Source organism: Desulfofundulus australicus DSM 11792, from assembly GCF_900129285.1.
GTDB classification, from domain to species: domain Bacteria; phylum Bacillota; class Desulfotomaculia; order Desulfotomaculales; family Desulfovirgulaceae; genus Desulfofundulus; species Desulfofundulus australicus.
Map to the genome: position 1 here is coordinate 103,050 of NZ_FQUW01000007.1, position 12,152 is coordinate 115,201.

The 12,152-nt window shown below is 52.1% G+C and carries 9 protein-coding genes and 3 tRNA genes; all 12 read right to left on the reverse strand.

Features of this window, described 5'->3' with window-relative positions:
- Positions 1 to 21: 21 nt before the first annotated feature.
- The gene (locus BUB44_RS02970; protein WP_073163090.1) at positions 22 to 1,224 is read right to left on the reverse strand and encodes a CaiB/BaiF CoA transferase family protein; all 1,203 of its coding nucleotides are present in this window, start codon (positions 1,222 to 1,224) and stop codon (positions 22 to 24) included.
- A 270-nt stretch (positions 1,225 to 1,494) separates the two neighbouring features.
- Positions 1,495 to 1,570, reverse strand: a tRNA-Val gene (locus BUB44_RS02975).
- A gap of 3 nt (positions 1,571 to 1,573) precedes the next feature.
- Positions 1,574 to 1,649: transfer RNA gene (locus BUB44_RS02980), tRNA-Glu, on the reverse strand.
- Between the two features lie 130 nt (positions 1,650 to 1,779).
- Positions 1,780 to 1,855 (reverse strand) — tRNA-Ile (locus BUB44_RS02985).
- 99 nt (positions 1,856 to 1,954) lie between these two features.
- On the reverse strand, positions 1,955 to 3,055 hold the full coding sequence (gene rpoD, locus BUB44_RS02990) for an RNA polymerase sigma factor RpoD (protein WP_207545612.1): 1,101 nt from the start codon (positions 3,053 to 3,055) through the stop codon (positions 1,955 to 1,957).
- Positions 3,048 to 4,823: a DNA primase gene (gene dnaG, locus BUB44_RS02995; RefSeq protein WP_073163159.1), complete on the reverse strand. Its 1,776-nt coding sequence runs from the start codon at positions 4,821 to 4,823 to the stop codon at positions 3,048 to 3,050. The genes rpoD and dnaG overlap by 8 nt, the downstream gene beginning before the upstream one ends.
- Positions 4,824 to 4,925: 102 nt before the next feature.
- Positions 4,926 to 5,927: a deoxyguanosinetriphosphate triphosphohydrolase gene (locus tag BUB44_RS03000; protein WP_027355524.1), complete on the reverse strand. Its 1,002-nt coding sequence runs from the start codon at positions 5,925 to 5,927 to the stop codon at positions 4,926 to 4,928.
- Between the two features lie 57 nt (positions 5,928 to 5,984).
- Entirely contained in the window at positions 5,985 to 6,602 is a 618-nt protein-coding gene (locus tag BUB44_RS03005) for a flavodoxin family protein (protein ID WP_073163094.1), read from the reverse strand.
- Between the two features lie 110 nt (positions 6,603 to 6,712).
- Positions 6,713 to 7,294, reverse strand: coding sequence for an RNA 2',3'-cyclic phosphodiesterase (gene thpR, locus BUB44_RS03010; RefSeq protein WP_073163095.1), 582 nt, complete (start codon positions 7,292 to 7,294; stop codon positions 6,713 to 6,715).
- Complete coding sequence (locus tag BUB44_RS03015) at positions 7,287 to 8,297, reverse strand: HD-GYP domain-containing protein (RefSeq protein ID WP_073163097.1); 1,011 nt, start codon at positions 8,295 to 8,297, stop codon at positions 7,287 to 7,289. Before BUB44_RS03015 ends, thpR begins: the two co-directional genes overlap by 8 nt.
- 388 nt (positions 8,298 to 8,685) lie before the next feature.
- Positions 8,686 to 11,328 carry a pyruvate, phosphate dikinase gene (ppdK, locus tag BUB44_RS03020; protein ID WP_073163099.1) on the reverse strand — a complete coding sequence of 881 codons (2,643 nt, stop codon included), beginning with the start codon at positions 11,326 to 11,328 and terminating at the stop codon, positions 8,686 to 8,688.
- Positions 11,318 to 12,124, reverse strand: coding sequence for a pyruvate, water dikinase regulatory protein (locus BUB44_RS03025; RefSeq protein WP_242655814.1), 807 nt, complete (start codon positions 12,122 to 12,124; stop codon positions 11,318 to 11,320). Before BUB44_RS03025 ends, ppdK begins: the two co-directional genes overlap by 11 nt.
- Positions 12,125 to 12,152 lie beyond the last annotated feature (28 nt).

The window sequence follows — 12,152 nt, forward strand, 5'->3', positions numbered from 1 at the left end:
CTTCCCACCTCCGACTTCCATTTAGATTGCCCCACACGCCTTTAACTCTTCAATTTCATCCGCAGTATACCCCAAACTCGTAAGAATTTCGCAGGTATGCTGGCCGAGAAGGGGAGGCGGCAGGCGGTATTCAATGGGCATTTCGGAGAAGTTCAATGGACTGCCGAGCACTTTGATTTTACCTGCTTTTTCATGATCCATTTCCACCACCATACCCCGGTGCAGAACCTGGGGATGGGAGACTACCTCCGAAATGGCGTTGATCATCCCGCAGGGCACCTTGTGCTCGTGCAGCAAGTTTACCCAGTAGCTGGCCTCTTTCTGGATGAAAATCTCAGCCAGCAGCTTCTCCAGCTCATCCCGGTGTTTTACCCTCATCTCATTGGTCACGAACCGGGGATCATCCACAAACTTGAGATCTAAAGCGGCACAGAAACGCTGCCAGATGGCGTCGTTACCCACGGCCAGAATGAAATACTTGTCCCTGGCTCGGAAAGCCCTGTACGGCACGATGGAAGGGTGACCCGAACCCATGCGGATGGGATCCTTCCCGGACGCGAAATAGTTGCTGGCCATATAGGTCAACCAGGAAACCTCAGTATCCAGAAGGGAGATGTCGATGTACTGGCCTTTGCCGGTTTCTTTGCGGGCCATCAGGGCGCTTAAGATCCCAATAACGGCATACATCCCCGCTCCAATATCAATTAAGGCCACACCAATGCGGACGGGCTCGCCGTCCTTTTCCCCCGTGATGGACATCAGTCCACCTTCACCCTGCATGAGAAGGTCATAAGCAGGATGATTGCGATAGGGACCGTCCTGACCATATCCGGACAGGGAGCAGTAGATAATCTGCGGGTTTATTTCTTTAATCCGCTCGTAATCCACACCCAGGCGCTGCACCGTTCCGGGCAGGAAATTTTCAATCATCACATCTGCTTCTCTGGCCAGCCTGTAGATAATTTCCCGCCCCTTGGGGGATTTCATGTTAACGGTAATGCTTTTCTTGTTCCTGTTGACGCTTAAGAAATAGGCGCTTTCTCCGTTAACAAAGGGTGGACCCCAGCCCCGGGTTTCATCCCCGACCCCGGGCATTTCCACCTTGATCACTTCTGCCCCCAGATCACCAAGAATCATGGTGCAGAAAGGTCCTGTCAGGACGCGGGATATATCCAGCACCTTAATTCCCTCCAGGGGCAACTTAATTTTTTTCCCCGCCGTCATGCTGTCTCCCCTCCTTGTTCCAAATAATAAAATGGGTTCCAATAGATGAGTTATTATTTAGACAGACATTTGGTTTTTCCTGCTGTGATAACAAAAATTTTTTCTTAATATTCTTGAGAGACTTAAAGCGCTAGAAAGAAAAAAAGAGCCCCCTCTTCAAGGGGACCCTGGTTTTACCGGTGTGCGAAAGTGTGCAATTTGCCTTTTCGCAATCTATCCAGCTACCTTCTATAAGAGAAAGCCTCCGATTCACGGAGGCCTTGATTTCACTGGTGGGCGATGACGGATTTGAACCGCCGACCCCATGCTTGTAAGGCATGTGCTCTCCCAGCTGAGCTAATCGCCCTTATGGTGACCCCAGCGGGATTCGAACCCGCGTTACCGCCGTGAAAGGGCGGTGTCTTAGACCACTTGACCATGGGGCCATAATCTATCGTCAGTCGCGGAAGTCAGAAGCCAGAAATAATTGCCCCCTGTACCTATCATACCAAAAAAAATGACCTAAAAATCAACGATAATCTCTGACTTCCAACTTCCGACCTCCGACTTCCATTCTGGTGGGCCCACCAGGACTCGAACCTGGAACCAGCCGGTTATGAGCCGGATGCTCTACCAATTGAGCTATAGGCCCACAAAGCACTAAAACACATAACATGCATTAATGATTATACATAAAATTACGGCCCCGGTCAATGGCTTTGTAAAGAAAAATTATCCCGGGGCTGGTGTTTTAATCTAAGTAATCTTTGAGTTTCTTGCTGCGGCTCGGATGCCGCAACTTGCGCAGTGTTTTCGCTTCAATCTGACGGATCCGTTCCCGGGTCACTCCAAATTTCTGGCCAACTTCCTCCAGAGTCCGGGCACGGCCGTCGTCCAGGCCAAAGCGCAGGCGTAATACCTTCTGTTCCCGATCGGTAAGGGTTTTTAAAACTTCCTCCAGCTGCTCCCGCAAAAGCGTATAGGAGGCCTCTTCCGCCGGCGCCCTGGCGTCCTGGTCTTCAATGAAATCTCCCAGGTGAGAATCCTCTTCTTCACCAATAGGCGTTTCCAGGGAAACGGGTTCCTGGGCTATCTTCATAATTTCACGTACTTTTTCTTCAGAAATACCCATCTCCTTGGCTATTTCCTCAGGAGTTGGTTCCCGGCCCAGTTCCTGCAGGAGCTGGCGGGAAACCCGGATCAGCTTGTTGATGGTTTCCACCATGTGCACCGGTATGCGGATGGTCCTGGCCTGATCAGCAATGGCCCGGGTAATGGCCTGCCGGATCCACCAGGTAGCATAGGTACTGAACTTGTATCCCTTGCGATAGTCAAATTTTTCTACAGCCTTGATTAGCCCCAGGTTACCTTCCTGGATTAGGTCCAGAAAAAGCATCCCCCGGCCTACATAACGCTTGGCTATACTTACCACCAGGCGCAGGTTGGCTTCTGCCAGCCGCCGTTTCGCTTCCTCGTCCCCCTGCTCAATTCTCTTGGCCAGTTCAATTTCTTCCTCCGGTGTTAAGAGGGGGATACGACCAATTTCTTTCAGGTACATTCTAACGGGATCGTCTATGGCGATACCTTCGGGAATGGAAAGGTCAACATCTTCCTCCGCTGAAGGTTCTATAACGGCATCGTCCATGGGTTCCAGATCCGGAACCTCGGGTACAACCTCGATGCCCATACTGGCCAGTTTTTCATAAATATCGTCAATTTGTTCCGGCGTTAGCTCAACCCCTTGCAGGGTATCCATAATTTCACTATAGGTCAGGATGCCTCTTTTCTTACCTTTTTCGATTAATTCCTTGACGCACTCGAGTTTATTCAATTCATCCCCCAATTTATTCATTCCCCCTTTCCAGCAAGGGTTTACTCTTCTGTAACAATTTCTGCAGGTCGCCTAACACCCGGACTATACGCCCCTGATCACCAACCCGCTCTGCTTCGGCCAGCTCCTGTACCAGCCTTTCCCTCTGCTCCTGGAGATAGCTCCTTTCCACAGCCCGGGTCAGGTCGGAAATCATTTTAACCGGGTCACCCCCGGGTATTTTTTCCATTAACAAGCGGCTTAATAAGTGTTGCTCTTCTTCATTCAGCTCATCCATCCACGCGGCTGGATCAACCCTCTCTCCCCGGCAGACAAGCGTAAAAATCCGGCGCAAACCGGGCTCCCGGGGGAAGGATTCTCCCAGGCGCTGGCGTACTTCCTGCACATAAGCCGGATAATGTAACAACAACTGCAGAAGAAACAATTCCGCCTTATTATAGGCGTTTGCTAATATATTATGCTTATTTTTAGCAATTTTATCCGAATTTAACCATTTTCTTCCCGGGTTTTTATTAAATCGCCGTAAAGCATCTCTCACCGCTTCCCAGCTTAAGCTCAGGCGGGCAGCTACCCGCCTGATACCCTCTTCCCGCTCTGCTTCCCCGGGCATGGCCGCCAGGTTTGGCAGGACCTGAGCCAGCAGGGAAGCGGAACTTCCACCATTTTTTGCAGCCTGGTTTAGTTTATAATCCAGTAAAGGAGCTGCCGTTTCTACCAGTTGCTGCCATTTTTCTCCGCCATGCTGCCTGATATATTCATCCGGATCCTTTCCTTCGGGAATGGTAACCACGCGCACACGAAAGCCAATCTGCTGCAAAAGATCCAGTCCCCGGATAGAAGCGGCAACTCCTGCTGTATCCGCATCGTAAGCAATTACCACATCCCTGGTATAACGGGACAAAAGATGACCCTGTTCCGCAGTAAGACTGGTCCCCAGGGAAGCCACCACGTTACGAACACCATGCTGGTAGGCGGTAATCACATCCATATACCCTTCCATGATGATGGCATAGCCCTTTTCCCGGATAGCAGCTCTGGTCAGATGCAGGCCGAAAAGCAATTTCCCCTTATTGAAGATTGAACTCTCAGGGGAATTCAAATACTTTGGCTGGCTGTCATCCAGCACCCGTCCCCCGAAACCAACTACCCTTCCCTGGGCATTATATATGGGAAAGATCAGGCGGTTTCTAAACCGGTCGTAAAGCTTTCCCCGCTCCCCCCTGGTTAAAAGACCCAGATCCACAGCCCGGTGCAAAGAACAGTTGCGGGAGGCAAGAAACTGTAACAGGGTATCCCACCCGGGAGGAGCATAACCCAGTTGAAATATCTCCCGGGTATGCCGGGACACTCCCCGCCTTTCCAGGTAGCTGCGGGCTTCCTCTGCCTCCGGCCGGTGGATGAGAAAATGGTGGTAAAAGTCCCGCACCATAGCGTTAATTTCCCAGGCCTGTTCCTCCAGCCAGGCCCGTGTCCCCTCCCGGTGCCTTTCAGTACGTGGTACGGTAATGCCGGCCTGCCTCGCCAGCCGGTATACCGCCTCGGGAAAAGTAAGGTTTTCCTGCAGCATTAAAAATTTAAAGACGTTACCACCCGTCCCGCAGCCAAAACAGTAAAAGATTTGCTTCTCCGGGCTTACGGTAAAGGACGGATCCCTCTCCTGGTGAAAGGGGCAAATACCGACAAAATTTTTTCCCTTCTTCTCCAGGCGAACATATTCACCAATTACCTGCACAATATCAGTAGCCTGGCGAACGGATTCCACCACTTCATCAGGGATTAAGCCACCCATGGGAATCACCCTTCTAACCCATCCCAGGAGCGTCACGTCCCTCTGTGAAAGAGGTATTCGCTATCACTATAGATTTTCCTCCCCAAACCTTCGACAATTTTTCTACGACACGGGAAAAGCCCGGGGAATAAAGAGACGGGAGAACTGGGCAATAGCGAAATGATCGGTCATACCCGCAATGTAATCACAGACAACCCTTTCCACTCCCATTTCCTCGACTTTCTTAAGTTGTTCCGGGGGTAAAGCTTCCGGGTGCCTGGTGAAATAGAAGTACAGGTACTGAACCACGTTTTTGGCTTTAGCTTCCTCTTTTTTGGCCTCCGAGCCCACATAAACGCGAGCAAAAAGGAAGGCACGCAATTCATCTGTAGCCTGCTGGACCTCGGAGCTCATGGAAATCACCGGTTTATCCCAGCTGTTGTTGATCAGATCCAGAACCATGGTATTAATGCGCTCCCGGTGTGTACGCCCCAGGACATCAAGGCAGGCCCGGGGCAGATCATTTAAAGTAAGAATGCCGCTCCGGATGGCATCGTCAATGTCATGGTTAATATAGGCTACGCGATCACAAATTCTCACCACCTGTCCTTCCAGAGTAACCGGTCTGCCGGGGCCAGTATGGTTCAAAATCCCATCCCGTACTTCCCGGGTAAGGTTGAGACCCTTTCCCCCTTCCAGTTCATCCACGATTCGCAAGCTCTGCTCGTTATGGCGAAAGCCAGGGGGGTAGACTTCATTTAAAGCTTCTTCCCCAATATGACCAAAAGGGGTATGCCCCAGGTCATGTCCCAGGGCAATGGCTTCGGTAAGGTCTTCATTTAAGCGCAACGCCTTGGCCACCGTGCGGGAAATTTGAGCCACTTCAAGAGTATGGGTAAGCCGGGTGCGGTAATGATCGCCTTCAGGGATGATAAATACTTGAGTTTTTCCTTTTAAACGGCGAAAACTTTTGGAATGGATAATCCTATCCCTATCCCGCTGAAAAGCGGTGCGTACCTGGCAGGGTTCCTCGGGGTACAGACGACCGGCACTGGCCGAGCTGCAACAGGCATAGGGAGATAACTGCTGTTCCTCCAGCCTTTCGGTACGTTCTCGAATGTTCATTTTATCACCCCGACGAAAAACCCCCGGGGCCGTATTAAAAAACCGGGGGTATTGACTCTATCCGCCCGCTGCCCGGGACCTTTTACGCAAATCCCGGGTAGCCAGAGCCACTTCCACCACCCGCCGGGCCAGAATTTTTGCCCGCTGCAATCCCAGGATATCCTCACTGGCGGGATCCTGGGCGCAGGCGCCCTGATGCCCGGCATCATACTCCAGGTAACCGTCCCCCACCACGGTCATTCCCTGGCAGAGCATCATATCGTGCATTGTTCTAAGGGCAGTCTCCTGACCGCCAAAGCGGGAGCCACCTACCGTTAATGCCCCGCCGACAACATTAATAAGGGCTTTTTCCCGGCGCAAAAGACGGGTGCGATCCCAGAAAGCTTTTAAATGAGAGGAAACAGTGCTGAAATAAACAGGGCTTCCCATAATGATACCATCGGCCTGGCGCATTAAATTGAAAATCTCTTCCAGACGGGTTCCGGAAAAACATTTCCCGGTACAGGGATCCGAGCAAACAGTACAGTAAGGAACCTTTAATTCTGCCAGAACCTCGGAAACCTGACAAAAGTTAAATCTTGCACCCGCAGCTTCCACCACTTCCCTGGTGGCCAGCAGCATCTGGGCAGTACTGCCTGTGCGGCGAGGACTGCCGTTAATAGCCAGAACCAGCATCTTCAAACCCTCTCTTAAAAAACTTAAACAATGTTATTTTACCTGTAAAAAAAATTTCCTTCCTTAAAATTTTAAAAAAAATTATTCCCGGTGAAATAAATTTAGACCTTTTAAGGGCTTCTAAGGCGAACTTGAGCCATTAAAGTATAGATAGGACCACCGGGAGTAAGCTTGCTTTGCATAAGGTCCACTGAACCCACCTGCATCCAGCCCAGATTATCATAGTCAGGGCCAAGCTGGCGCACCATGGTCATCAATTCCGGTGCCCCCCGGAGTGAGCGCAACCTGGCCAGGGTCAGGTGGGGTGAAAAAGACCGCCCCGGTAGCGGTATCCCGAATGGCAGCATCGCCCCGGCCACCAACCGGTGAATTTCCCACAACTCATTCTCCCCGCCAGCAACCCCCGCCCAGAGTACCCGGGGATGCCGGGCATCCGGGAATACACCCAGACCACCCAGTTGCAGGGTAAAAAATTTCCGGTCAAGCAGAGCCCCCTGCACCGCTGAAATGAGAGCGTCAATTATAGCCACATCCACTTCACCTAAAAAGTGAACAGTTAAATGCAGGTTTTCCCTTCCCACCCATTTGGCATCCACCCCTGTTCCCCGCAGCTGCTTTTGAATCTCCCAGAGCCGGTCTTTAATCTCATCGGGAAGATTTATGGCCCAGAAAAGCCTTAAGGTTTTACCCATCTCTTCCCTCCTCTTCCTCGCTATATTCACCAAGCATGCGTAAAAAGGCTTTAACCACCCGGGGGTCAAACTGGCTCCCGGCATTGCGCTTCAACTCCTCGATGGCTTCCGGTAACGGCAACGCCGGGCGGTAACGGCGATCGGAGGTCATGGCATCAAAGGCGTCGGCCACAGCCAGAATCCGGCTTAACAGGGGGATTTCCTCTCCCCGCAACCCCTGCGGGTAACCCTTCCCATCAAAGCGTTCATGATGGGCCAGGACTACCGGAACTACATCCCCCAGCCAGCTTATATGGGATAAGATGGCAGCCCCCATTTCAGGGTGTTTGGTAATCAGCTTGAATTCATCTGCGCTCAAAGCTCCCGCCTTGTTAAGAATATTTTCCGGTACACCGATTTTACCCACGTCGTGTACAATGCCGCATATGTAAGCCAGATCAACTTCTTTCTCATCCAGACCCAGAGCCTCCGCAATCATGCGGGCATATTCCGCCACCTTTTCACTATGGCCCATTGTGTACTGATCCCGTGCTCCAATGGCTTCGGCGAAAGCATAGATGGTTTCAAACTGTTCCGAAATGGTGGTCAAACGGTTGCTAATTGTTTTCTTCAGCAGATTCCGGTTCTGGAAGAAATTGTAATATACAGCGCAGGCCCCCAATATCTTCTTGCTGCGGTTAGTTATAAGGGAAGTATCAGCCAGGAAAAATTTGGGTAGCATGTGTGACCCTGTTTTTATTTCTTCCAGGCGTAAAGAAAACTCCCGGCCTGTTTCCAGGGTTTCAATCAAGGCACTGGTATACCTGCCCCTGCGATCAAATTTTTTGCCCTGAAAAAGGATGTCGATCAGGGGACGGTAAGCGGCTTCTTCTTTATTTATTCCCAGTTCCCTTTCTGATGCCCTGTTAAAATAGATTAAATACCCCCTGCGGTCAATAACCAGCACCGGACAGGGCAGGTTGTTCAAGACCTGCTCTTCCAGAGATACCCCTTCATCATCCATACCGCGTCCCCTTTCTGTTAAAGGACTGCTATTAATTTTCTCTCTTTTTCGCCTTTTTCCTGTAAACTGTCCTGCAAATTATGAACCCTCCCAATAAAGGAGGGTTCCAGCTTGTAGACAAAGTATTTCCGGGATGTGCCCTGGTTTTAGTCGTCGCTCCCGGTCGTATCGCTGGCCGGGCCAAAAGGCCCCGGCTCCGGTCTTCGGCGGGTACCGGCCACATTCACACATCCTGTGTTCAGGTGGCCTCCGCGGACATCCTGTCCGCGGCACGGGCCTGGCCCGGCAGCGCTCACTCCAGGTCGCTCCTCCTTTAAAACCAGGGCACATGGGGAGTTTGTCATCAATCTGGGTTCAGGTTTAGCTCAATAATTTGGGCAAGTTACTGTTAGCCATTCTTTATCCTGGCCTGAGCTGCTGCCAGGCGGGCTATGGGAACACGGAAGGGAGAGCAGCTGACATAATTCAGCCCTATACGGTGGCAGAATTCAATGGAGCTGGGCTCGCCGCCGTGCTCACCACAGATACCAATCACCAGATCGGGTTTGGTCTGGCGGCCCAGATCGACACATATTTTCATTAACTTACCCACGCCGGTCTGATCCAGAACGATGAAGGGGTTTTCCGGCAGAATTTTTTTCTCTACATATTCATGCAGGAACTTGCCCTCGGCATCATCCCGGGAAAAACCAAAGGTAGTCTGAGTCAGGTCATTGGTACCAAAGGAGAAGAAATCCGCTTCCCGGGCAATTTCATCGGCCAGCAGGGCCGCACGGGGTATTTCAATCATGGTTCCCACACTGTACTCAAAATTTACACCTGTCTCTTTCATTACCTGTTCGGCTACTTCGTTGACCAGTTGACGGAGCAAAGCCAGCTCCTTCACATCACCAACCAGAGGGATTTCCACCTCCGGGAAAACCCTCACGCCCTCCTTCACCAGCTGGGCCGTAGCCTGGAAAATGGCCCTGGCCTGCATGGCGTAAACTTCCGGGAAAGTTATACCCAGGCGGCAACCCCGGTGGCCCAGCATAGGGTTAAATTCAGCAAGCACCCTTACTTTCTTTAACAATTCTTCTTTTTTCTGCAGCTCCTCATCATTGCCGCCGGTGAGGCGGAGACGGGTAATTTCCACCGCCAGCTCTTCCGCGTTGGGCAGGAATTCATGGAGAGGGGGATCCAGCAGGCGGATGGTTACCGGTAAACCCTCCATGGCCTTTAAAATACCGTAAAAGTCACCCTGCTGCATGGGTAATAGCTTATCCAGGGCGGCCTGCCTTTCCCGGGTGCTGGTGGCCAGGATCATTTCCTGAACTATGGGCAACCGGTCGGGAGCCATAAACATGTGTTCCGTACGGGTGAGACCGATCCCCTCTGCCCCAAAAGCACGCGCCCTGGCTGCATCTTCCGGCGTATCCGCATTGGCCCTTACGCCCAGGGTACGAATTTCATCGGCCCATTGAAGCAATTCGAGAAACTCGGGCGATAGCTCGGGATCAATTAGGGGTACCTCGCCGAGAATTACCTGGCCGGTGGAGCCGTCAATGGAAATGACATCTCCCTTTTTTATCACCAGGTCATTAACGCGGAATTCGCCTGCCTCATAATCTATGCGTATGGCCTCACAACCGCAAACGCAGGGCTTGCCCATTCCCCGGGCCACCACTGCAGCGTGGCTGGTCATCCCTCCCCGGGAGGTAAGCACCCCCTGGGAAGCAACTATACCATGTATGTCGTCAGGAGTAGTCTCTGTACGAACCAGGATAACCTTCTCCCCCTGGTTGCCCAGTATTTCCGCCTCATCGGCATCAAAAACCACTTTACCGCTGGCTGCACCGGGCGAAGCAGGCAGGCCCCTGGCAATCACCTCCACGCTGCTCCGGGGATCGATACGACGGTGCAACAGCTGATCCAGCTGGGCAGGTTCAACCCGCATGATGGCCTCTTCTTTACTAATCAATCCTTCATGAACCATATCAACAGCAATTTTAACGGCTGCCTGGGCGGTACGTTTACCGGTCCGGGTCTGCAGGATGTACAGCTTTCCCCGTTCAATGGTAAACTCTATATCCTGCATGTTCCGGTAATGCTTCTCCAACTGCTCGCATATGGAGACAAACTGCTGGTAAACTGCGGGCATTTCCACCTCCAAGTCAGAAATTGGCCGTGGAGTACGAATACCCGCCACCACGTCTTCACCCTGGGCGTTGATCAGGTATTCCCCGTAAAGCTGCCGGGCACCGGTTGCCGGATCCCGGGTGAAGGCCACCCCGGTACCGCAGTCATCTCCCAGGTTACCAAAAACCATTACCTGAATGTTAACGGCAGTACCAAGGTCGTCGGGGATCTTATTGATCCGGCGATAGACTATGGCCCGGTCATTATTCCAGGAGTTAAATACGGCATAAATAGCCATAAATAGCTGCTCAACAGGATCCTGGGGGAAAGGTCGCCCGGTTTCCCTTTCTATCAGGGCCTTATATTCAGCAGCCACCTGCTCCAGATCCTCAACCGGCAATTCCTGATCAAGATTTACTCCCCGGCGCTCCTTGCATTTTTCCAGAATGCGCTCAAACCTGGCATGTTCAATACCCAGAACCACATCACCAAACATGTTCAGGAACCGGCGATAGCAGTCAAAAGCAAACCGCCTGCCGGCAGCCCGGCCCAGGCCTTCTACCGTCTGGTCGTTTAACCCCAGGTTGAGCACTGTATCCATCATTCCGGGCATGGACACAGGTGCCCCCGAGCGCACGCTAACCAGCAGGGGATTGGCAGGATCGCCAAACCGCCGGCCCGTTTTTTCCTCCAGAACCCGCATTTTTTCCCGCACCTGTTCTTCCATCCCGGGCGGGAATTGCCGGCCGCCAAGGTAGAACTCCTTGCAGGCCTCTGTGGTAATAATCATACCGGGCGGGACAGGCAGGCCGATATTGGTCATCTCCGCCAGGTTCGCCCCTTTACCACCAAGGAGATTTTTCATATCGGCACGGCCTTCTTCAAACAGGTAGACATACTTTTTATTTGACATGCCTTTCCCCCCTGTAATAGATTTCCAGCACGCGGCTGGCCGTCTCTTCCACCGCTTTGTTGGTAACATCAATTATTGAGCATTTTACCTGACGCATAATACCTTCGGCATATTCCAGCTCCTGTAATATGCGTTCCATGCTGGCGTAATTTGCCCTGGATGCAAGCCCCAGAGCCTTAAGACGTTCCCGGCGAATTTCATTAAGCTGCTGTGGCTGGATGGTCAGGCCGATAATCCGGTGAGGTGGTAACTTAAAGATTTCTTCCGGCGGCGCCACCTCCGGCACCAGGGGAACATTTGCCGCCTTTATGGCCTTGTGAGCCAGGTACATACACAAAGGAGTTTTAGAGGTCCGGCTGACACCAATAACCACCACATCGGCCCGCAAAATTCCCCGGGGATCCTTGCCGTCATCGTACTTAACAGCAAACTCCACTGCTTCTACTTTCCGGAAGTAATCCTCGTCGACGCGGCGAACCAGCCCGGGTTCCATTTTCGGCCTTTGACCACCCACCCGGGTTAAGGCATCCAGCATGGGAGTCAATATGTCTACCGCAGGTATGTTGTATTTACGTGCCTCCCTTTCCAGTGCTTCCCGAAGTTCTGGAACAACCAGGGTATAGGCTATGACACTGGGCCTTGTGCTGGCCTCCTGCACGATTTCAACGATTTCTTCCACATCATGCACGAATGGCACCCGGTGGATATCTCCTACACCGGAGTTGAACTGGCTGGCCGCCGCCCGGGCCACCAGCTCCGCCGTTTCACCTATGGAATCGGAGATGATATAAATCACCGGGTGTGTATTACTGGTCGTGGTAATG

Excerpts from the sequence above, each read along its gene's own strand:
- BUB44_RS03005 (WP_073163094.1), bottom strand. The coding sequence starts at position 6,602 with ATGCTGGTTCTGGCTATTAACGGCAGTCCTCGCCGCACAGGCAGTACT.
- BUB44_RS02970 (WP_073163090.1), bottom strand. The coding sequence starts at position 1,224 with ATGACGGCGGGGAAAAAAATTAAGTTGCCCCTGGAGGGAATTAAGGTG.
- rpoD (WP_207545612.1), bottom strand. The coding sequence starts at position 3,055 with ATGAATAAATTGGGGGATGAATTGAATAAACTCGAGTGCGTCAAGGAA.
- dnaG (WP_073163159.1), bottom strand. The coding sequence starts at position 4,823 with ATGGGTGGCTTAATCCCTGATGAAGTGGTGGAATCCGTTCGCCAGGCT.
- thpR (WP_073163095.1), bottom strand. The coding sequence starts at position 7,294 with ATGGGTAAAACCTTAAGGCTTTTCTGGGCCATAAATCTTCCCGATGAG.
- BUB44_RS03000 (WP_027355524.1), bottom strand. The coding sequence starts at position 5,927 with ATGAACATTCGAGAACGTACCGAAAGGCTGGAGGAACAGCAGTTATCT.
- BUB44_RS03015 (WP_073163097.1), bottom strand. The coding sequence starts at position 8,297 with ATGGATGATGAAGGGGTATCTCTGGAAGAGCAGGTCTTGAACAACCTG.
- ppdK (WP_073163099.1), bottom strand. The coding sequence starts at position 11,328 with ATGTCAAATAAAAAGTATGTCTACCTGTTTGAAGAAGGCCGTGCCGAT.